The sequence below is a fragment of the Streptomyces sp. HSS9-12 genome, from assembly GCF_054963655.1.
Map to the genome: position 1 here is coordinate 1 of NZ_JBUEGC010000015.1, position 21,014 is coordinate 21,014.

Sequence of the window (21,014 nt, forward strand, 5' to 3'; positions counted from 1 at the left end):
AGTCGATCCTTCCAAAAGTCAAGGAATCTGACGAACTACCCACTCATATGGGCGTGTTGAGCAGATACGGCGCCGTGGCTGCGCCATGATCAGCGCGACATGAACGACGACCTCGCCTCCCCGGGTGCCGAAGCCGCCGAGTCGCGCGGCTGCCTGTTCGCCCTCTCGCAGCCCCCGCTCATGCTGTTCCTCGCCGTGATCGGCAGCCTGCTGCTGATCACGGCCCTGCACGACTTGCTGCGATGGTGACGCGTCAGGGCCCGTCAGCCGCGGCGCGCGCGGAGTCCGCCGCGTCACCGGCCTCCCGGCGCCGCGCCCGGTACGCCGCCACGTGCAGCCTGTTGCCGCAGGTCCGGCTGTCGCAGTAGCGCCGCGAGCGGTTCCGGGACAGGTCCACGAACGCGCGCCGGCAGTCGGGGGCCTCGCAGCGCCGTAGCCGCTCCCGCTCCCCGGCCACGACCAGGAAGGCCAGGGCCATGCCGCCGTCGGCCGCCAGGTGGTCGGCGAGGGACGCGCCCGGCGCGAAGTAGTGCACGTGCCAGTCGTAACCGTCGTGGTCGGTCAATCGGGGCGTGGTGCCGGCAGCGGCCACCATCGCGTTGAGCAGCTCCACCGCCTGGCGCGTGTCCGTGGCGGCGAAGACCTCGGCGAAGCGGGAGCGCACGGACCGTACGGCGATCAGGTCCCGCTCGTCGAGCGCGCCGACGTCGCTGATGGCGTTGCGCTCCACGAAGCGGCGCAGCGCCGTGACGTCCGGCAGTGCATCGGGCTCGCCTCCCCGTTCCGCCGGGGACGCCCCCACACCGTCGCCCGCCGTGTTGATCAGGTCGACGACGCAGTCGAGGGCGCACCGGGTGTCGTGGTTGATCAACACGGTTCGCTCCCTGGCGCTGGTGGTCGGTTCGAGCGGCGTCCTGTCGGGTGGTGGCCGACTCTAGCGTCACCTACGCATCGGCGCCCTCGCTGCGGAGTGCTCCGCGGCGAGGGCGCCGGTGTCTGCGGTATGAGGTTGTCCGGATCCGTACCGTCTCCCCGAGTCGGACGGCTACGGTTTGTGAGCGTTGGGGGGCTGTGGGTGTCTGAGCGCCTCTCGGATGCCGGGCTGGTTCAGCTCTCCGCCAGGATGTGCGAGAGCTCGGTGTCGAGGTCGAAGTGCCGGTGTTCGGTGCCGGGCGGCACCGCGGCGTCGGTTCGCTTCAGGAACGATTCCAGTGCCCGCGCCGGGGCCTCGAGCAGGGCTTCGCCCTCCGGTGAGCTCAGGGCGATGCAGACGACGCCCTGGCCGTGACTGCGGGACGGCCACACGCGGACGTCGCCGGTGCCGGTGGGCCGGTGCAGCCCCTCGGCGAGGAGGTCGCGGGCGAACACCCACTCGACGGTCTCCTCGGCTCCGGTGTGGAAAGTGGCGTGCACGGCGTAGGGATCGGCCGTGTCATACCGCAGGCCTGCCGGGACTGGCAGGGAGGATTCGCTCGACACAACGAGGCGCAGGTGCAGCTCGCAGCTGACCGTGGTGTTCATAAGCGCCATGGCCTTTCGCTCAGTGTGCGCTCGGGGATTCGCACGTCGGCGAAATCGACATGCCACCTACGGTGTCGTTGTAAACCCCTCTGACCGTTTTGGGGTTGTTCAGGTACCTCGTACGGGGGAGTTCTTTATCATCCTCAACGTCCATGCCGGTGATCCATCAGTTCGGGTACTTTGGGGCGTATGAACGCGGAGAGTGACGAGCAGCGCAAGGCCGCCAAGACGGTGGCCGCCGGCGCTGTCACGGGGGACGGTACGCACGCGGCGGATGCGCGAGCCGCCGGGGCGACGGCGATCGGGTCGAAGACGGCCGGTGGCGAGGGAGGCGCGCTGCTCGGCTCGCGGGCGCCGCGGTTCATCCGGGCGTCGAGACCGCTGCATCTGAGCTGGCAGGTGGGTGTTTTCCTGGTCGGCCTGGCCATCGTGGCGGGCGGCGTGGTGATGCTGCCGCTGCCGGGGCCCGGCTGGCTGGTGATCTTCGCCGGTATGGCCGTGTGGGCCACGGAATTCGTCTGGGCGCAGCTGGTGCTGCGCTGGACCAAGCGCAAGGTGACCGCGGCGGCCCAGCGGGCCTTCGAACCCCACGTGCGCCGACGCAACATCATTCTCACGACGGTGGGGCTGGTGATCATCGCGGTCGTGCTGGCGGTCTACACGTGGCAGTTCGGCTTCGAGATGCCGTGGAAGGTCCGCACGTGAGCCGCTGGTGGTCAAGGGCGCGTCCTGACATGCGGTAATGTGTGCTCTGCGCCCGGGCGATTAGCTCAGCGGGAGAGCGCTTCGTTCACACCGAAGAGGTCACTGGTTCGATCCCAGTATCGCCCACAAGTTCGAAGGCGAAGCGGTTCGCGGAAAACGCGAACCACTTCGCCCTTTTCGCGTGGCTTCGCCGCGCACGGCGGGGGCTTCGTCACCCGCACCCCCGGGCCACCGGCCGTGGGGCCGCGCGCACAGCCTGCGGCCCCACGGCCGTTTGCGTTTGGGGTGGCTGGGAGGGGAACAACGCGGTGCGAAGCGTCGCAGTCCCGGTGTGGCGGGTCGGGCCTCGCCCTTTCGGCGCCGGTCCGGCGCGTACTCACCGCATTCGACCGAGCGCGTCGCGTACCCGCCGCGCGTCTCGCAGCCGCTGCTCGTACGTCGCACCGACCGCGAGCAGCAGCAGCCCGGCCAGCGCGGGCGGCAGCCAGCGGGGCAGCGCGCCCACGACCTGAACGATGTACGGGGCGAGCTCGTGCAGACCGACCAGGGCCAGCACGGCCCCGCCCAGCAGCAGGGGCGCCTGCAGCCGGTGCCGGGCGCCCGACAGGGTGAGAGCCAGGGCGGCGGTTCCCAGCAGCAGCGGACGCAGCCAGTGGCTGTCGCCCCAGGCCGTGAGCAGGCTCGGCAGCAGGGTCACCGAGAGCCCGGGGCCGTACGCCGCCCAGGAGGACACGGCCGGATCCTGCCGCCGGCGGCGCAGTCCGATGAACAGCGCGGGGGCGCTCACGGGCAGCGTGTACGCCTCCGGCGTGTCGATGTCCGACGCCGCCAGCCGCACCCAGGTCGCCAGGATGAACAGGGCCGTCGCCACGAGGGCGGCGGCCCTGCGGTCCGGGCGCAGGGCCGTGCCCGTGGCAAGTACGCCCGCGAGCGCCAGCACGGTGGCCAGCGTGGGTGCGTCAGCCGTGGCCAGCCCGATGGCGAGCACGACTGCGGCGTAGCCGGCGCATTCCACGGGCAGCCCAGCGGGCAGCTCGCGCACCCGGGCCGCGACGAGCGCGGTGGCCGCTGCGACGCCCAGGACGGCGAAGGCCGTCCGGTGCGCCGGGAGACCGTCGGCGGCCGGCACCGCGACCGCCAGGGCAACGGCGCACACCACGGCCACGCACGCCGCGACAGGCTGCCGTACGCGGTCCGCGGACGACGTGGTGACCGCGTACGCCACCAGCAAGGCCCCCAGGACGCCGAACGTCACCGACTGGTCGGCCAGCGCCCAGAACGCGGCGGTCAGGGACACCGCCAGGGCACACCACAGCGCCATGCGCGACGCCGCGGGCGAGCTCAACGTTCCCGAGGCCACGAGCAGCACCACGACCTGCGCCACGAGCAGCCCGACGGCGACCGGGAACGGCAGGTCCAGGGCGACGGGGAGCACTGCCGCCGCCGCTGCCGAGCAGGCCACCGCCCCGCACAATACGGCCGTACGCCAGGGGCGGCCAGCGGCGTGGCGGTGGACCGCGAGCAGCACGGCGGCGACCAGGCCGAGCACAGCCGGCACGGTGAGGCTGCCCGGCCAGGACACATCCGGACCGATGGCCTGGCGAGCCCCGCCGGGAGCCCCGGACCACACGGCCCCGGCCCAGCTCACCGGCCCCAGTACCGCCACGGCGACCGCGGGAGCCGCCCAGAGCACGGCTCCGGCGTGCACGGCGGCGGCTGCTCCGGCCAGGCCGAGCGACAGCGGTGTACGGGCCGCAGCCGCCGCGCGGCGGCCCGCGACAGCCCAGGCCGACGCCAGCAGCGCCGAGCCGCACAGCAGATATCCGACGACGGGCCATGCATCCGGCAGCCCGATCCGCAGCAGCCCGCCGAACGCGGCGACGACCGCGAGCCCGCCCGCCCCGGCGACCCAGGTCTCGGGCATCGCCCATCCGACAGCGCCCTGTGACGCGTCCGGCGGATTCGCGGCCGGGGGCGAAGAGGCCGGGCCATCGGTCCGGGAATCCGTCGCACTCGGCGATTGCGGCACCGCTGCCGTTCGGCGGGTGGCGATCAGGATCAGGCCGGCGGCCGCAGCCAGCAGCAGAACGGCGGCCTGCCCCGCCACGGCAACGGTTTCCGCGATGACGGAGAGCGAGAGGGCGGCCAGCAGCCCGGCCGGCCCGGTCACGAGTGCGCAGACCACGGCGGTCAGCTGGATGCCCGAGGTCCTGGACCGCAGAACGACGGTGGCGTCGAGCGCCGCGGTGGCCAGCAGCGCGGCGGCGAAGCCGAAAGGACCGGCCGAGGCCGCGGCCGCCCACAGCAGCGGTGGAACCTGGGCCAGGGCGATCGCGACGGGCAGCGGCAGGCGCAGCCCGCTACGGGCCCTCCCGTCGCCGGTCTCTCCGCCGTCGCCTCTCGCCGCGAGGCGCGATGGGCCGTCGGCCTGGGCGTCCATGGCCTGGCCAGGGTCCGAGAAGAGTGCCGCGCCCGTGGCCACGGCGGTGCCGCTCTCAGCCGGGACCGCCGGAGCCTCCCGGGGGCGCAACAGGAGCCCGTACGCCCCCCACACCGCCGCGAGCGCCGCAGAGGCCCAGGCCCCGTAGCTCACGCCGTCGGTCGCCGGCAGCACCACTCGCCACAGTGCGTACGCGTCCAGCACCAGCAGCACCAGCCCCAGGCCGGCCACCGCCTCGGCGGTCGCGGACAGCGAGCGCCGCAGCAGCAGCGCGGGTACGCCCAGGGCGGCGAGCGTCAGGGCGCCCAGTACGGCGGCGCGGCCGGCCAGGCCCATGTGCCCCCAGCTGACGAGGGTGAAGGCGGTCACGGCGACCGCCAGCAGCACGCCGCCAAGCGCCAGCAGCACGTTCTGCACCGTCGGCGGCCTGGACTCCCGCCGCGCCGCAGCCGACTGCGCGGGCATCACGGTCGGCGGCGCCCAGTTCGCAGGGCCCTGGGCCCAGGGGGCCGGCGCGGTCTGCTGCAGGACCGCCAGCAACTGGGCCCGGCGGGTCAGCAGCCGGACGCGCTCCGCCTCCACACGGGCCAGCGCCAGGTCGAGCTGCTGCAGTTCCACGGAGGGCGGCACGTTCTCCATGGACCGCAGTGTGGCCGTGGCGGGCGCCCCAGGACATGGGTACGGCTACTCAGTTCGGCGCTGAGTACCGCGGCAGGTCCGGAAACGGCAGAGCGGAACGTCGCCCCGGAACGACACTGGAGCCATGGACTGGAGCCGTTACCGCTTCCACAGCGTCTGGGACCTCGACGCCGCTCCGACCACCGTCTACGCGGTCCTGCAGCACATCGCCGCCTACCCGCAGTGGTGGCCGCAGGTCCGGGAGGTCGTGCGCATCGACGACCGGACGGGGACGGCCCGCTTCCGCTCCGTACTGCCCTACGACCTGCACATCATGGCCCGGGAGGCGCGGCGCGACCCCGCCGCGGGGATCCTCGAGGTCTCCCTGACCGGAGACCTCGAGGGGTGGGCACGGTGGACGGTAGGGGCGCACCACGGCGGCACGCGCGCCCGCTTCGAGCAGGAGGTGACCGTCCACCGGAGATTGATGCGCGCCCTCGCCGTGCCCTGCCGTCCGCTCTTCAGGGCCAACCACGCCCTGATGATGCGCGGTGGCCGCCAAGGACTGCGCCGCCGGCTCGCGGATGGGGTTTGAAGGAACTCTCCCGGGCCCTGTATTGTTCACGCCGTGCCGCGGGGCATTCCGCAGCGCAAGGGGGCGATTAGCTCAGCGGGAGAGCGCTTCGTTCACACCGAAGAGGTCACTGGTTCGATCCCAGTATCGCCCACCCCATGAGGCCGGTCCGCCAAGAGGCGGGCCGGCCTCCGCCGTTGTGGCCCAGTAACGGGCCTTGCGTCCTCAGGCCGCCGCGGGCAGCTCCGGCCGCAGCGGCCAGGCCGGGTCGACGGCCTCCTCCGAGCCGTTGCGCGCGAACCACGCCTGCAGGCCGCGCGCCTGCCCCGCGTACCACACCGCCTGGCGCGCGTGCAGTTCGGCCGGGGTCAGCCGCTCCAGCCGGGCGGCGAACCGGCGGCCCAGCACCCGTACGACCTCCAGGGCGGCCAGCGCGTCCGCCGCGGCGTCGTGCGCACCGGTGAGCTCCACGCCGTAGTGCGCGCACAGATCAGCCAGTGTGCGACGGCCCTTGCGGTAGCGGTCCAGATGCTTGTCGAGCACCCGCGGATCGAGCACGCACAGCGATGAGCGCCCCAGATAGTCCGCGAGCTTGCGCGCCCGATGCCGCCTCAACTCCCGGTCCAGCAGCGTCAGATCGAAGGGCGCGTTCATCACCACCAGTGGGGTGCCGATCGTGGAGTGCGCGGCCAGGGCCCGCGCCACCTCCTCCATCACCGGCGCCGGCCAGCGGCCGTTGCGCTGCAGATGCTCCTCGGTCAGCCCATGTACGGCGGTGGATTCCGCGGGCACCGGAATTCCCGGATTGACCAGCCAGCGCGTCACACGCGGCACCCCGCCCGGCGCGCTCTGCACCACCAGGGCAGCCGAGACGATGCGGTCGCGCTCGACGTCCACCCCGGTGGTCTCCGTGTCGAATGCGGCGAGTTGGCCCTCGAACCAGCACGGCATGTCAGCAACTCCTCGGGCAGTCACGGAAGATGGGCAACGGCCCCGCCGAGCTGGTGATACCCGGACAGTTTGCCCCCTACGCCGTGCGGAGAGAACACAGGTGACGGGCCGTTGACTTCTCACGCGACCGACGCGGTCGGCCGGCCCGAAACGGGGACACATCAATCGGCAAGGCCCGGAAGGCGCTCCGACATGGCAGTCGCGCAGCCGGAACCTGGGAGCACCACCCGTGCCGGAGGCTACGGGGGAGGGCTGCTTCCCGAGCGGATCGCACCGCTGCGCGGTGGACTCGCCGTAACGGCCTGCATGGAGACCCTCCAGGTCGGATATCTCCACGCGGTCGCCGCGGCCGCGGGCTGCTCGCTGGCCCAGCCCTTCCCTGACAACGGCATCGACTGGCACGTCAGCCACACCGCGCCCGGCCATGCCGTTGACGACGAAGTGACGATCAAGGTGCAGCTCAAGAGCACGTACCAGATCCCCCCGCACCCGGCAGGACCGGCGTTCTCCTTCACGCTCGACAACGAGCACTTGGTGAAGCTCGCCCGCACCCCCGTGTCGGTGCACAAGATCCTGGTCGTGATGCTCGTACCGCGGTCGCCCGAGGAGTGGCTGCGGGTCAGTCACGACAGCCTGGAACTGCGGCACTGCTGCTACTGGACCAACCTGGCCGGCCACCCGGTGACCGGCAGACGCAGGACCACCGTGCGGATCCCGACCTCGCGGATCTTCGACGCCCGAGCCCTCTGCGAGATCATGACGCAGGTCGGGCGGGGAGGGAGACCTTGATGCACCGGCCGTTCGACGAGTCCGTACGACACCAACCGCCCCTGAAACCGCGGCCGCACGACTCCGGCTCCCGGCTGCCGGGCGGCGGGGGTCTGGACCCCGCGCAGATCGACCCGGCCGTTCTGGGCGCCCTGTTGGCCCGGCACGGCTGGCGGCGGCGGGGCGGTGCCACCGGGCGTTACAGCCGCTGGACCCCGCCGGGACCCGCCGGCGCCGGGACCAGCCTGCTCGTCCCCGAGTCCCGCGGGTTCTCCGACAGCTCGGACCTGCTGGCCGAGGCGCTGACCGCGCTGAGCCGCAGCGCCGACCCGGCCGCGCGTGACGTACTCATCGGTCTGGCCGTCCCCAGCGACGAGATCCGCTGGTGGCGCGACGTCCCGGACGCGGAGGCCGCCGAAAGCGGTGCCGTGGCCTGGCCGGCCCAGGAGCGGCTGCGGGCCGGGGCGCGGGCGATGCTGCTGGCCGGAGCCCTCGCCTCCCGCGCCCGGGCCGGCTTTCACGGCGCCCGGCACCGGCGGCACGCCGAGGCGACCCTGGAACAGATTCTGATCGGCCCGGCGCCGGGGGCAGGCCGGCAGCTGACGGTGTTCGTGCCCGTCTCGACCGGCCGCGAGGCCGTCACCACGCTCCTGCGCGCCCTGCACGCGGCCCGCGACGCCGCGGACTACCAGCGCGCGACCGGTGGGATGGAGGCCTTCGACGCCGCGGTCGAACTGGGCGTCTGCCACGAGCTGACCGAGGCGCTCGTCGCGCTCATCCGCGGCTCGGAGGGGATCCGGATCGCGTTGGAGTGGTCACCTGGCGCCGGTGCGCCCGAGGGGCTGGCGGCCCGGCCCGAACCCGTGGAGTTCTCGCCCGGCGACCTTCCGGCCCTCCGGGAGGCGGGCGCGCGGTACGTACGCGGTGAGCCGTCGGTACCGGTGCGGATCACGGGGACCGTGGAGCGGATGCGCCGCTCGACGCCGAGCGGACCGGGGACCGTACGGCTGCGGGTGCTCGCCGGAGCGGACGTCGCGCAGGTGCGGATGGTGCTGGACGAGGACGCGTACCGGATCGCCGGCCAGGCGCACCTGGTGGGGCTGCCGGTCCGGGTCAGCGGCCGGCTCGAGAGCCGGGGCGGCTTCCGCCGCGTCACCGCTGCCTCGGATGTGGTGCCGGTGCAGGTCGAGGAGGCGGAGCGGGACCGGCTGGTGAAGTCCTTGCAGGAGAACCTCGACTTCTTCGAGGAGGCGTGCACGGGCGACGAGCCCTGAGGATGCCGGCCGGAGCAGCCGGCGTCGGGGGACGCGTGCGCCCAGCAGCCGGACGATGACGTGCCCGAGCCGCCAGGCGATCGTGGTCACCGCTGCCGGGTCCGGTATCAGTCACAGTAGGTTGTTTTGATACACCTCAACCATTTCGCGGTCGCCCCCCGTGGCTCGGTACGATTCACGGGCACAGCGTCCGCTGTAGCAGCACCCATGAGTCAGGAGAGACCGGTGTCAGACGTCCGTGTGATCATCAAACGCGATTCCGAGCGGGAAGAGCGCGTGGTGACCACGGGTACTACGGCCGCGCAGCTCTTCGAGGGCGACCGCAGCGTCATCGCGGCGCGGGTGGGCGCGCAGCTCAAGGACCTGGCGTACGAGGTCGCCGAGGGCGACGAGGTCGAGCCCGTCGCGATCACCTCCGAGGACGGCCTCAACATCCTGCGGCACTCCACCGCCCACGTCCTGGCGCAGGCCGTGCAGGAGCTCTTCCCGGAGGCCAAGCTCGGCATCGGCCCGCCCATCAAGGACGGCTTCTACTACGACTTCGACGTCGAGACCCCGTTCACCCCGGACGACCTCAAGCGCATCGAGAAGAAGATGCAGGAGATCGTCAAGCGCGGTCAGCGCTTCTCGCGGCGCCCGGTGTCCGACGAGGCCGCGCGCGAGGAGCTGGCGGGGGAGCCGTACAAGCTGGAGCTGATCGGTCTCAAGGGCTCCGCGGCCGAGGCCGCCGAGGGCGCGTCCGCCGAGGTCGGCGCCGGTGAGCTGACCATCTACGACAACCTCGACCCGAAGTCCGGCGAGCTGTGCTGGAAGGACCTGTGCCGTGGTCCGCACCTGCCGACCACCCGCATCATCCCGGCCTTCAAGCTGATGCGCTCGGCCGCGGCGTACTGGCGCGGCAGCGAGAAGAACAAGCAGCTGCAGCGGATCTACGGCACCGCCTGGCCGACCAAGGACGAGCTCAAGGCGTACCTGGACTTCCTCGCCGAGGCCGAGAAGCGCGACCACCGCAAGCTCGGTGCCGAGCTGGACCTGTTCTCCATCCCGGAGGAGATCGGCTCGGGCCTCGCGGTCTTCCACCCCAAGGGCGGCATCGTCCGCCGGGTCATGGAGGACTACTCGCGCAGGCGGCACGAGGAGGCGGGCTACGAGTTCGTCTACACCCCGCACGCCACCAAGGGGAAGCTGTTCGAGAAGTCCGGGCACCTGGACTGGTACGCCGAGGGCATGTACCCGCCCATGCAGCTCGACGAGGGCATCGACTACTACCTGAAGCCCATGAACTGCCCCATGCACAACCTGATCTTCGACGCGCGGGGGCGTTCGTACCGTGAGCTGCCCCTGCGCCTGTTCGAGTTCGGGACGGTGTACCGCTACGAGAAGTCCGGTGTGGTGCACGGCCTGACCCGGGCCCGCGGCTTCACCCAGGACGACGCGCACATCTACTGCACCAAGGAGCAGATGGCGGACGAGCTCGACTCGCTGCTGACCTTCGTGCTGAACCTGCTGCGCGACTATGGCCTGGAGGACTTCTACCTCGAGCTGTCCACCAAGGACCGGGAGAAGTTCATCGGCTCGGACGAGGTGTGGGAGGAGGCCACCGAGGTCCTCCGGCAGGCGGCCGAGAAGCAGGGCCTGGAGCTGGTCATGGACCCGGGCGGCGCCGCCTTCTACGGGCCGAAGATCTCCGTCCAGGCGCGCGACGCGATCGGCCGCACCTGGCAGATGTCGACCATCCAGGTCGACTTCAACCTGCCCGAGCGCTTCGACCTCGAGTACACCGCGGCCGACGGCTCCCGCCAGCGCCCGGTCATGATTCACCGTGCGCTGTTCGGCTCGATCGAGCGGTTCTTCGCGGTGCTGCTGGAGCACTACGCGGGTGCGTTTCCGGCGTGGCTCGCCCCGGTCCAGGCCGTCGGCATCCCGATCGGCGACGACCATGTGCCGTACCTCCAGGAGTTCGCCGCCGACGCCAGGGCGAAGGGCCTGCGCGTCGAGGTGGACGCGTCGTCCGACCGTATGCAGAAGAAGATCAGGAACGCGCAGAAGCAGAAGGTGCCGTTCATGATCATCGCGGGCGACGAGGACATCGCGAACGGTGCGGTGAGCTTCCGCTACCGCGACGGCTCGCAGAAGAACGGCGTGCCTCGTGACCAGGCCATCGCCGAAATCCTTGATGCGGTGGAGCGCCGGATCCAGGTGTGACGTCGGGCCCGCGTCAGCGGGTGATTCCGTGGGTCGAGGCCCCGGAGAGCGGTGCCATCCGCTGCTCCGGGGGCCTTGCGCGTCGCTGCCTCTGCTCCGGGGGCCTTGCGCGTCGCTGCCGCTGCTCCGGGGGCCTTGCGCGTCGCTGCCTCGAGCCGCCGCTTCGGCCCAGCGACCCGCTGCGGACGGGTGAAGCCATATGCTGCACAACATGACGAGTGAGCCGGAGCAGCAGATCGGAGTAGGGACGCAAGACGCGTTCCAGCGCCTGTGGACCCCGCACCGGATGGCCTACATCCAGGGCGAGAACAAGCCGACCGGCCCGGGGGCCGACGACGGTTGTCCGTTCTGCAGCATTCCGGAGAAGTCCGACGAGGACGGGCTCATCGTCGCCCGCGGCGAGACCGTGTATGCGGTCCTGAACCTCTACCCGTACAACGGCGGGCACCTGATGGTGGTCCCGTTCCGGCACGTCGCCGACTACACCGACCTGACCGAGGCCGAGACCGCGGAACTCGCCGAGCTCACCAAGGCGGCCATGCGCGCGCTGCGGACGGCGTCGGGGGCTCACGGCTTCAACATCGGGATCAACCAGGGCGCGGCCGCCGGTGCCGGTATCGCCGCTCACCTGCACCAGCACGTGGTGCCGAGGTGGGGCGGCGACACCAACTTCATGCCGGTGATCGGGCACACGAAGGTGCTGCCGCAGCTGCTCGCCGACACCCGCCGGATGCTCGCGGAAGCCTGGCCTGAGGACTGACCTCCCCGGGGCGCCCGGGCCCCGCGCACTCAGCCCCGCGCGCTCCAGCTCGGCTCGCTTCCCGACCCGGTCCCTGGAAAGGGCCGGGCGCCTGAGCGGGATCGGCTGCGGCACCGTGCCGGGGCCTCACCTGCTCTCGCCCCAGCCTTCGACTCCCCCGGGACCGAAAGAGATCACCAGCCACGGTGAGGACCGACTGCTGGATCCCCTCGGCGACGCCTCCGGGCCGGCCGCCGCCATCACCCGCCTCATCGAGGACGCGCTGGCGGGGACCTCCACAGAACCGCGCCGGAGGCGGCTACGCGTCGTAGACGTCCGCCTTGCTCGGGCTCACTTCCTGGACCGTGCCGCTGAGCACCAGAGAGCGTTCGCCGAAGCGCGAGGTGTCCACGCCGTTCTCCTTCAGCACGTGGATCGCCGCCTGATGCACCACCCGAAGCACCGGTGTGGCGGCCCGCAGCGCGTCGTCCGCCATGAACCGGTGCCGCCACGGCTTGTCCGCCCAGGCGTGCCGGAGGCCGAACGGCTCGGGCAGGGTCACGGTGCCGCCCAGGTAGTCGAGGATCGGCGGGAACCAGGTCAGGGGGGCGCGCGCGGCCAGCCGCACCACCTCCTTGGTGGTCACCAGCGGGAGGTTACGCGTCCGGGTCTCCCAGAACTTGACGGCCTTCGGTACCTCCTCGGTGGGCGGTTCCGGCGCGGTGGTGAACAGCGAGTGCACCGGGCCCAGCGCATGCCCGGTCACCTCGATGCGCAGCGTCTCGTGCAGCACCGTCACCGTCACCATCAGCGTGATCACCAGCTGCCCGTCCCACAGCACGAACTGCACGCCCAGGTAGTGCCGGTTGCCGCTGCCGAACTGCTGCTCGTTGCAGATCCGCTGGATCTCCGCGGCCCTGATCTGGTAGGCGTCGGAGTCGGTGTCGCCGGGCCGGGACACCTCAGCCGCGCCCTCGCCGATCGGCGCGACCACCCAGTGCGTCACCGAGGGGGTCGGGAACCCGCCGGTGTGCAGCGGACCGCGCTCCAGCAACCGCAGCCGGTCGTGCACGGCTCGGATCACATCCCAGCTGCGGAACGGGTTGATCTCCTTGCCCGGATCGGCCGGCACCAGGTCCTCTGCCAGCTGCCAGCTGCCCCAGCGGGTGCCCATGCCGAGGATTCCCTTGGGCCCGGCGTAGAAGACGACGTTGCTCTGCTGCTCGGCCGAGAGCTTGGCGAGTTCCTGGCGCAGCCGCTCGGCGGCGGTCTGGTTCGGATTCTGGGGCACCGCCTCGGGAACCTTCGCGCCCACGCCGCCGCCGCTCAGGAGGCCACCCCAGCGGTCCCGCAGATCCTGTGCCGTGCGCTCGCAGATCCGCTTCGCCCACATCCAGCCGACCACGGGCGCGAGCATCATCACCCGCAGATACACCGCCCAGAAGCCGGTCAGGGGCAGCTTGATCAGGAACAGCACCGCCAGGCCGGCCGCCGCCACGAGCACGGCCGTACCGAGCGGACCCTTGATGGTTTTGCGCAGCTGGAAGGCGGCCAGCCACAGCAGCAGTCCGGGCAGGAACAGCAGCCCGAAGACGGCCATCACCACGGTGAGCTTGGCGTCACGCTCCTTGCGGATGCGGTTCGCCGCCAGACAGTGCTCCACGACGACCTGCGGCTCGATCCCGAAGGACTGGATCAACGCGTTACGGGCACCGCCGATCATCCGTACCTGTACGGCGCGTGCGAACGCCTCGCCGAGATTGGGCTCGAACAGCGACAGCCGGGGCTTCGAGACCTGGGACTTGTGCCACTCGCTGTTGGCCTTGAGCAGCTGACTGGCGGGGCCGTCACGGTACGCGGCCGAGGCGAGCGCGTTCGTGGCCGCGGTCTGTCCGGCCGCTCCGAACAGCGGAACCTGTGCCCCCGGAGAGAAGTCGAACCCGTTTGTCACTGCCGCCCCCAATGCCGCGCGAGCACCCTGTGCTTGCGGCTCTTCCCGACCACCGCGTCCGGCACACCTTCACACGTGCAGAACTGCACAACTGCAGAACCGAAGCCAAGCGTATCGGCGGAGTGCCGCCCGCCGCACGGCAGTTGGACGGGCGGCCCACCGACTAGGCGCCGCTCAGCGCCTGTTCGCGCACCTTCGAGGCGAGCTGCGGAGGCATCGGCTCATGTCGCGCGTACGAGCGGCTGAACCGCCCCGTGCCGTGCGACAGCGACCGCAGGTCCACCGCGTACCGGCCGATCTCGATCTCCGGGATCTCGGCCCGCACCAGCGTGCGTCCGCCGACCACCTGCTCGGTGCCGACCACCCGGCCCCGCCGCCCCGACAGGTCGCTCATCACCGGACCGACGTACTCGTCCGCGACCAGCACCTGCACCTCCGCGACCGGCTCCAGCAGATGGATCGTCGACTGCCCGGCCGCCTCGCGCAGCGCCAGCGCGCCCGCCGTCTGGAAGGCCGCGTCGGAGGAGTCGACCGAGTGCGCCTTGCCGTCGAGCAAGGTCACCCGGACGTCCACCAGCGGGTACCCGGCGGCGACGCCCCGAATGGCCTGGGCCCGTACGCCCTTCTCGACCGACGGGATGAACTGCCGCGGCACCGCACCGCCGACCACCTTGTCCACGAACTCGATTCCGGAGCCCTCCGGCAGCGGCTCCACCTCGATCTCGCAGATCGCGTACTGGCCGTGCCCGCCCGACTGCTTGACGTGGCGGCCGCGCCCCGCCGCCCTACCGCTGAACGTCTCGCGCAGCGACACCTTGTGCGGTACGGCGTCGACCTGTACGCCGTACCGGCTGCGCAGCCGCTCCAGCGCCACGTCGACATGGGCCTCGCCCAGGCACCACAGCACCACCTGGTGGGTGTCCTGGTTCTGTTCCAGCCGCATCGTCGGATCCTCGGCGACCAGCCGGGACAGGCCCTGTGAGAGCTTGTCCTCGTCGGCCTTGCTGTGCGCCTGGATGGCGACCGGCAGCAGCGGGTCGGGCATCACCCACGGCTCCATCAGCAGCTGGTTGTCCTTGGCGGACAGCGTGTCACCGGTCTCGGCCCGGCTCAGCTTGGCCACGCAGGCCAGATCGCCCGCGATGGCGTGCGGCACGACCCGCTGCTGCTTGCCGAAGGGGCCGGAGAGCGCGCCGATCCGCTCGTCCACGTCATGGTCCTCGTGACCGCGGTCCTCCAGGCCATGGCCCGAGACATGCACCGTCTCGTCCGGGCGCAGTGTTCCGGAGAACACCCGCACCAGGCTGATCCGGCCCACGTACGGGTCCGAGGTGGTCTTGACGACCTCGGCGGCCAGCGGCCCGTCCGGGTCGCACTCCAGCGCCGGCCGTGGCCTGCCGTCCGGCGTGGTCACCGCGGGTATCTCGCGCTCGAGCGGGGTCGGGAAGCCACCGGTGATCAAATCCAGCAGTTCCACGGTGCCGATGCCCTGCCTGGAGCCCTCGGCGGCGGGAGCGGCGGCGAGCACCGGGTGGAAGGTGCCCCGCGCCACGGCCCGCTCCAGGTCCTCGATCAGGGTCTTGACATCGACCTCCTCGCCGCCGAGATACCGGTCCATGAGGGTCTCGTCCTCGCTCTCGGCGATGATCCCCTCGATGAGCCGGTTGCGGGCCTCCTCGATGCGCGGCAGATGCTCGGGGTCCGGAGCCTTCTCGACCCGCCGGCCCGAGGAGTAGTCGAAGGTCCGCTGGGAGAGCAGGCCGATCAGCCCAGCGACCGGCGCGTGCCCGTCGGGCGCTTCCTCGCTGTGCAGCGGCAGGTACAGCGGCAGGACCGCGTCCGGGTCGTCGCCCCCGAAGACCCGCTGGCACATCGCCGTCATCTCGCCGAAGTCGGCGCGCGCCGACTCCAGGTGCGTCACCACCAGCGCGCGCGGCATGCCGACCGCGGCGCACTCCTCCCACACCATCTTGGTGGCACCGTCCACGCCGTCCGCCGCCGAGACGACGAAAAGGGCCGCGTCCGCAGCGCGCAGACCGGCCCTCAACTCCCCGACGAAGTCGGCATATCCGGGGGTGTCCAGCAGATTGATCTTGATTCCGTTCCATTCCACCGGCACGAGTGACAGCTGGATCGACCGCTGCTGCCGGTGTTCGATCTCGTCGTAGTCGGAGAGCGTGCCGCCGTCCTCGACACGGCCCGCCCGGTTCACCGCTCCCGCCGCCAGGGCGAGGGCTTCGACCAGAGTCGTCTTCCCGGATCCGCTGTGGCCGACCAGCACCACGTTCCTGATCGAGGAGGGCCGGTCGGCCGTTGCCGCCCTGCCGGCGGCCCCGGAGTGGGTTTGCGCCTTGTCGCCCATGTGCCTCGCCTCCCGGTCTGCACCTGTTGCGTTCTTCGAGCTTTCCACCGCCGTCATGCTCCGTCCATACGACGGACAACCCGCGTCGGCCCAGTACGGGTGCCCAGGCCCCCCGGAACATGTGCCGCTGGCTACGATGGGCCCGCCGGCGGCCGCAGGGGCCGCACGGCACCGACCCGCTGGGAAGGCCATGCTGAACAAGTACGCGCGTGCGTTTTTCACGCGTGTTCTCACACCGTTCGCCGCGCTGCTGGTGCGCCTCGGGGTGAGCCCCGACGCGGTCACCCTCGTGGGAACCGCCGGAGTGGTGGCCGGTGCGCTGGCCTTCTACCCCCGGGGCGAGTTCTTCTGGGGCACGGTCGTGATCACCTTGTTCGTCTTCTCCGACCTGGTCGACGGCAACATGGCCCGGCAGCTGGGCAGGTCCAGCCGCTGGGGCGCCTTCCTGGACTCCACCCTCGACCGGGTCGCCGATGCCGCGATCTTCGGCGGCCTGGCGCTGTGGTACGCGGGCGGCGGCAACGACCTCACCCTCTGCGCGATCAGCATCTTCTGCCTGGCCAGCGGGCAGGTGGTCTCGTACACCAAGGCGCGCGGTGAGAGCATCGGACTGCCGGTGAACGTGAACGGGCTCGTGGAGCGCGCGGAACGGCTGGTCATCTCGCTGGTCGCCGCGGGCCTCGCGGGGCTGCACAAGTTCGGCGTACCGCACATCGACGTCCTGCTGCCGATCGCCCTGTGGATCGTTGCCGTCGGCAGCGCGGTGACGCTCGGGCAGCGGATGGTGACCGTACGCCGCGAGGCGGCCGAGGCGGACGCCGCGACCGCCGCGCAGGGGAGCGAGGCGACATGAAGCAGCGGATCACCGACGCGCTGTACGGGCTGGGGTGGGCCACGGTCAAGCACCTCCCCGAGCCCGTGGCCGAAACGCTGGGCCAGCAGATCGCCGACGCCGCCTGGAGGCAGCGGGGCAAGAACGTGCTGCGGCTGGAGTCCAACCTCGCGCGTGTGGTGCCGGGCGCCTCGCCGGAGCGGCTCGCCGAGCTGTCCCGCGTCGGCATGCGCTCGTACCTGCGCTACTGGATGGAGTCCTTCCGGCTGCCGGCGTGGAGCGCTGAGCGCATCGCGGCCGCCTTCGAACCCAAGGACATCCACCTCCTCGAGGAGGGGCTGGCCACTGGCCGCGGCGTGGTACTCGCACTGCCGCACCTGGCGAACTGGGATCTCGCGGGCGCGTGGGTCACCACCCAGCTCGGCGTGCCGTTCACCACCGTCGCCGAGCGCCTCAAGCCCGAATCGCTCTACGACCGGTTTGTCGCCTACCGCGAGGGCCTGGGCATGGAGGTCCTGCCGCACACCGGCGGGAGCGCCTTCGGCGCGCTGGCGCGGCGGCTGCGGGACGGCGGGCTGGTGTGCCTGGTCGCGGACCGCGACCTGTCCGCCGCCGGCGTCGAGGTGCAGTTCTTCGGCGAGACGGCAAGGATGCCGGCCGGGCCCGCGCTGCTGGCCCAGCAGACCGGGGCGCTGCTGCTGCCGGTCACCCTCTGGTACGACCAGTCGCCGGTGATGCGGGGACGGGTTCACCCGCCGGTGGAGGTGCCGGAGAGCGGGACCCGCACGGAGCAGACCGCCGCGATGACGCAGGCGGTCGCGGACGTGTTCGCCTCCGGGATCGCCGAGCATCCCGAGGACTGGCACATGCTGCAGCGGTTGTGGCTGGCCGACCTGGAGCCCCGTACGGCTCCCTCGGGAGAGCCAGGCGGCTCCGGAACGGAGAAGGCGTGAGGATCGGCATCGTCTGCCCGTACGCGTGGGACGTACCGGGCGGCGTCCAGCTCCACATCCGCGACCTCGCCGACCATCTGATCCGGCTCGGCCACACGGTGTCCGTCCTGGCGCCGTCGGACGACGAGACGCCGCTGCCGCCGTACGTCGTCTCGGCCGGCCGTGCCGTGCCCGTCCCGTACAACGGCTCGGTCGCCCGCCTCAACTTCGGCTTTCTGTCGGCCGCCCGGGTGCGGCGCTGGGTGCACGACGGCGCGTTCGACGTACTCCACATCCATGAGCCCGCCTCGCCCTCGCTGGGGCTGCTGGCCTGTTGGACGGCGAAGGGGCCGATCGTCGCCACGTTCCACACCTCCAACCCGCGCTCCCGGGCGATGATCGCCGCGTATCCGATCCTGCAGCCCGCGCTGGAGAAGATCAGCGCGCGGATCGCGGTGAGCGAGTACGCCCGGCGCACGCTCGTGGAACACCTGGGCGGCGACGCGGTGGTGATCCCCAACGGCGTCGATGTCGGCTTCTTCGAGAAGGCCGAGCCGAAGGCGGAGTGGCAGGGATCGACGATCGGGTTCATCGGGCGTATCGACGAACCCCGCAAGGGCCTGCCGGTCCTGATGAAGGCGCTGCCGAAAATCCTCGCGGAGCGGCCGGAGACCCGGCTGCTGGTCGCGGGGCGCGGCGACGAGGACGAGGCCGTGGCCGGGCTGCCCGCCGAGGTGCGGGAGCGGGTCGAGTTCCTCGGCATGGTCAGCGACGAGGACAAGGCGAGGCTGCTGCGCAGCGTCGATCTGTACGTGGCGCCGAACACGGGCGGCGAGAGCTTCGGCATCATCCTCGTCGAGGCGATGTCGGCGGGCGCGCCGGTGCTCGCCAGCGATCTGGACGCCTTCGCCCAGGTGCTGGACGGGGGACAGGCGGGGGAGCTGTTCGCAGGCGAGGACGCGGACGCGCTCGCCGAGGCCGCCGTACGGCTGCTGAGCGACCCGAAGCGGCTCGCCGAGCTGCGTGAGCGGGGCAGCCGGCATGTGCGGCGCTTCGACTGGTCCACGGTCGGGGCGGACATCCTCGCGGTGTACGAGACGGTGACGGACGGCGCGGCATCGGTCGCCGCGGACGAACGCACGGGGCTGCGCGCCCGCTGGGGCCTCGCGCGCGACGAGGGCCTGTTTCGAAAGTAGGCCGTCCGCCCGAAGGGCGGGACCGCGGCGTCTGGTGCGTGCGACCGCAAGGCGGAGGGTCGCCCTCGTGCCGGGCATACTTGGGCAATCCCGACAACGCAGCAAGTGTGCGTGCCAGGCGTCGCGGGACAGGCGGGACTTAGAGGGTCCCGGGCCCCGCCGCCAGGAACTCTCAGGCCCCGCCGCTCGGGTGCGAAGCCCCAGGCCGTACGGATGTCCGCGGGCCGTGAGCGCGGGCCTTCATCCCCTCCGAAAACTCGCCGCGAAATTCCACCAATCCGCTTCCGCCCCGGCTCCGAATGCAGGTCAACAACGCCGTTCCCACGGCCGGTTGCCGGGAGCCGGACTCCCGCGCCCGTGCGGCACGGCTGACCACAGACCTCACCAGGTGCTGTGCGGCCCCGCACCGTGCGGGGCCGTGCGAAAGGGGATGTTCGTCCGTGACAGCCAGGTTCACCACTCGACTGGCGGCGCTCGCCACTCTGCCCGCCGCTCTGCTTCTGACCGCCTCGGTCCCGGCGACGGCCGCCGAAGGAAAGGCCTTCCAGGTCGATCTGAGCCAGATGAACAACACGGGGGCCAAGGGCACGGCCATGCTCAGCATCGAGGGCCGTAACCTGACGGTGAAGATCGAGTCCGACGGCCTCGTACCGAACCAGCCGAGTGCCCAGCACATCCACGGCTCCACCAAGGGCATCGACTTCCACTGCCCGGACCAGAGCGCGGACAAGGACGGCGACGGCATCGTCTCCAACACCGAGGCGACGCCGACGTACGGGGACATCAACATCTCCCTGACCACCGAGGGAGACACCTCCCCGGACAGCGGTCTGGCCGTGGACCGCATGCCGAAGGCGGACGCCCGGGGACACGTGTCGTACGAGCGCACCATCGCCGTCTCCCAGGACGTGGTCGACCACATCCAGGACCTGCACATCGTGGAGCACGGGATCGACCCCAACAAGAACAAGAAGTTCGACTTCGGCGCGGGCAAGAGCGAACTCGACCCCAAGCTTCCGCAGGAAGCCACCGCACCCGGGATCTGCGGCATGGTGATGGGTGCCGCGATCGGCTCCATGCCGGTGGGCGGTGTCGAGACCGGCGGCGGGACCCAGCCGTTGGAGTCGTCGGCGACGCTCGCGGGCGCCGCGACGGTGCTCGCCGGTGTGGCGGGCACGGCGGTCGTCATGCGCCGGCGCCGCACCCAGTCCGCCGGGGAGGGTTCCTGAATGGGGGCGGGCATGAGTGACTCGTTCACAGGCAGGCCGGCCGCCTGGCGCGGGTCGGGGCGCCGCAAGGTCGTCGCCGTCCGATGCGCGGCTCTTGCCGTCCTCCTCGCTGCGCTGGCGGGGTGCGGGATGAGCGGAGAGGATTCCTCGAGCGGGGCGGCGCCTCCGCCCCTGGCGGCGGCCAAGGACGGGGGGGCGGGGCAGGGCGGCGAGAGCCCGGCCGGGTCGTCGGCCAAGGCTCTGGGGACATCCGAGCCCACGCGGATCTCGATTCCCTCGCTTCAGGTCTCCTCGACCCTGGAACGGCTCGGGAAGGGCGCGAGCGGCGCGATGGAGACACCGCGCGACCCCGACAAGGCCGGCTGGTACACGCCCGGCCCCACGCCGGGAGCCACCGGACCCGCGGTGATCGCGGGGCACGTCACGTGGAACGGGGCGAAGGCGGTGTTCTTCAAGCTGAGCACGCTCAAGCGCGGTGACCGCATCGAGGTCGAGCGCAAGGACGGCCGCACCGCCGTCTTCACGGTGGACCGGCTGGACCAGTACCCGAAGGACGACTTTCCCACCCTGAAGGTCTACGGCAATGTGGACCACGCCGCGTTGCGGCTGATCACCTGCGGTGGCGAGTTCTCCCAGGCCAACCACCACTACGCCGACAACGTGGTGGTGTACGCCTCACTCGCCGGCACCCAGAGCTGAGGCTTCCGGCCACCGGGG

The 21,014-nt window shown here is 71.5% G+C and carries 18 protein-coding genes and 2 tRNA genes; 14 read left to right on the plus strand and 6 right to left on the minus strand.

Translation table 11 applies throughout. The annotated features are described in order from the left end of the window. Window positions 1-99: 99 nt before the first annotated feature. Window positions 100-249, plus strand: a complete 150-nt coding sequence (locus ACY34J_RS10440; protein ID WP_462726189.1) for a hypothetical protein — start codon at window positions 100-102, stop codon at window positions 247-249. Window positions 250-253: 4 nt separating this feature from the next. Here the strand turns inward: ACY34J_RS10440 and ACY34J_RS10445 are convergent, their stop codons facing one another. Both ACY34J_RS10445 and ACY34J_RS10450 read right to left on the minus strand, forming a co-directional pair. Continuing rightward, entirely contained in the window at window positions 254-874 is a 621-nt protein-coding gene (locus tag ACY34J_RS10445; protein ID WP_462726190.1) for a CGNR zinc finger domain-containing protein, read from the minus strand. Window positions 875-1,107: 233 nt separating this feature from the next. Further along, window positions 1,108-1,521: an SsgA family sporulation/cell division regulator gene (locus ACY34J_RS10450; protein ID WP_003959770.1), complete on the minus strand. Its 414-nt coding sequence runs from the start codon at window positions 1,519-1,521 to the stop codon at window positions 1,108-1,110. Window positions 1,522-1,710: 189 nt separating this feature from the next. On the opposite strand from ACY34J_RS10450, the gene ACY34J_RS10455 reads away from it, so the two are divergent. Together ACY34J_RS10455 and ACY34J_RS10460 are read left to right on the plus strand one after the other, a co-directional pair. Beyond that, on the plus strand, window positions 1,711-2,226 hold the full coding sequence (locus tag ACY34J_RS10455) for a TIGR02611 family protein (protein WP_462726191.1): 516 nt from the start codon (window positions 1,711-1,713) through the stop codon (window positions 2,224-2,226). Window positions 2,227-2,280: 54 nt separating this feature from the next. Continuing rightward, a tRNA-Val gene (locus tag ACY34J_RS10460) sits at window positions 2,281-2,352 on the plus strand. 250 nt (window positions 2,353-2,602) lie between these two features. On the opposite strand, the gene ACY34J_RS10465 is transcribed toward ACY34J_RS10460, so the two are convergent. After that, window positions 2,603-5,305: an SCO7613 C-terminal domain-containing membrane protein gene (locus ACY34J_RS10465; RefSeq protein ID WP_462726192.1), complete on the minus strand. Its 2,703-nt coding sequence runs from the start codon at window positions 5,303-5,305 to the stop codon at window positions 2,603-2,605. Window positions 5,306-5,429: 124 nt separating this feature from the next. On the opposite strand from ACY34J_RS10465, the gene ACY34J_RS10470 reads away from it, so the two are divergent. Together ACY34J_RS10470 and ACY34J_RS10475 are read left to right on the plus strand one after the other, a co-directional pair. After that, window positions 5,430-5,879: an SRPBCC family protein gene (locus ACY34J_RS10470; RefSeq protein ID WP_462726193.1), complete on the plus strand. Its 450-nt coding sequence runs from the start codon at window positions 5,430-5,432 to the stop codon at window positions 5,877-5,879. A gap of 61 nt (window positions 5,880-5,940) precedes the next feature. Next, window positions 5,941-6,012: transfer RNA gene (locus ACY34J_RS10475), tRNA-Val, on the plus strand. Between the two features lie 71 nt (window positions 6,013-6,083). On the opposite strand, the gene ACY34J_RS10480 is transcribed toward ACY34J_RS10475, so the two are convergent. Continuing rightward, entirely contained in the window at window positions 6,084-6,809 is a 726-nt protein-coding gene (locus ACY34J_RS10480) for an exonuclease domain-containing protein (RefSeq protein ID WP_462726194.1), read from the minus strand. 192 nt (window positions 6,810-7,001) lie between these two features. Between ACY34J_RS10480 and ACY34J_RS10485 the strand changes: the two genes are divergently transcribed. From ACY34J_RS10485 to ACY34J_RS10500, 4 genes are all read left to right on the plus strand, one after another. Beyond that, window positions 7,002-7,598 (plus strand): DUF4365 domain-containing protein, encoded by a 597-nt coding sequence (locus tag ACY34J_RS10485; RefSeq protein WP_462726195.1) that lies wholly within the window; start codon window positions 7,002-7,004, stop codon window positions 7,596-7,598. Next, window positions 7,598-8,851: a hypothetical protein gene (locus tag ACY34J_RS10490; RefSeq protein ID WP_462726196.1), complete on the plus strand. Its 1,254-nt coding sequence runs from the start codon at window positions 7,598-7,600 to the stop codon at window positions 8,849-8,851. The genes ACY34J_RS10485 and ACY34J_RS10490 overlap by 1 nt, the downstream gene beginning before the upstream one ends. 225 nt (window positions 8,852-9,076) lie before the next feature. After that, window positions 9,077-11,056 carry a threonine--tRNA ligase gene (gene thrS / locus ACY34J_RS10495; RefSeq protein WP_462761951.1) on the plus strand — a complete coding sequence of 660 codons (1,980 nt, stop codon included), beginning with the start codon at window positions 9,077-9,079 and terminating at the stop codon, window positions 11,054-11,056. Window positions 11,057-11,255: 199 nt separating this feature from the next. Beyond that, window positions 11,256-11,816: an HIT family protein gene (locus ACY34J_RS10500; protein ID WP_462726198.1), complete on the plus strand. Its 561-nt coding sequence runs from the start codon at window positions 11,256-11,258 to the stop codon at window positions 11,814-11,816. A 298-nt stretch (window positions 11,817-12,114) separates the two neighbouring features. On the opposite strand, the gene ACY34J_RS10505 is transcribed toward ACY34J_RS10500, so the two are convergent. Continuing rightward, window positions 12,115-13,746 carry a hypothetical protein gene (locus ACY34J_RS10505; protein ID WP_462726199.1) on the minus strand — a complete coding sequence of 544 codons (1,632 nt, stop codon included), beginning with the start codon at window positions 13,744-13,746 and terminating at the stop codon, window positions 12,115-12,117. A gap of 163 nt (window positions 13,747-13,909) precedes the next feature. Further along, window positions 13,910-16,108 carry an elongation factor G-like protein EF-G2 gene (locus ACY34J_RS10510; RefSeq protein WP_462726281.1) on the minus strand — a complete coding sequence of 733 codons (2,199 nt, stop codon included), beginning with the start codon at window positions 16,106-16,108 and terminating at the stop codon, window positions 13,910-13,912. 136 nt (window positions 16,109-16,244) lie between these two features. Between ACY34J_RS10510 and pgsA the strand changes: the two genes are divergently transcribed. The 5 genes from pgsA to ACY34J_RS10535 all read left to right on the plus strand — a co-directional run bounded on the left by pgsA (window position 16,245) and on the right by ACY34J_RS10535 (window position 20,996). After that, window positions 16,245-16,961, plus strand: a complete 717-nt coding sequence (gene pgsA, locus ACY34J_RS10515) for a phosphatidylinositol phosphate synthase (RefSeq protein WP_462726200.1) — start codon at window positions 16,245-16,247, stop codon at window positions 16,959-16,961. Beyond that, window positions 16,958-17,893, plus strand: coding sequence for a phosphatidylinositol mannoside acyltransferase (locus ACY34J_RS10520; protein ID WP_462726201.1), 936 nt, complete (start codon window positions 16,958-16,960; stop codon window positions 17,891-17,893). Before pgsA ends, ACY34J_RS10520 begins: the two co-directional genes overlap by 4 nt. After that, a complete protein-coding gene (locus ACY34J_RS10525) occupies window positions 17,890-19,068 on the plus strand; it encodes a glycosyltransferase family 4 protein (RefSeq protein WP_462726202.1) in 1,179 nt (392 codons plus the stop codon). The genes ACY34J_RS10520 and ACY34J_RS10525 overlap by 4 nt, the downstream gene beginning before the upstream one ends. Before the next feature lie 440 nt (window positions 19,069-19,508). After that, entirely contained in the window at window positions 19,509-20,297 is a 789-nt protein-coding gene (locus tag ACY34J_RS10530; RefSeq protein WP_462726203.1) for a hypothetical protein, read from the plus strand. A 12-nt stretch (window positions 20,298-20,309) separates the two neighbouring features. Then, window positions 20,310-20,996, plus strand: a complete 687-nt coding sequence (locus ACY34J_RS10535; RefSeq protein ID WP_462726204.1) for a class F sortase — start codon at window positions 20,310-20,312, stop codon at window positions 20,994-20,996. Window positions 20,997-21,014 lie beyond the last annotated feature (18 nt).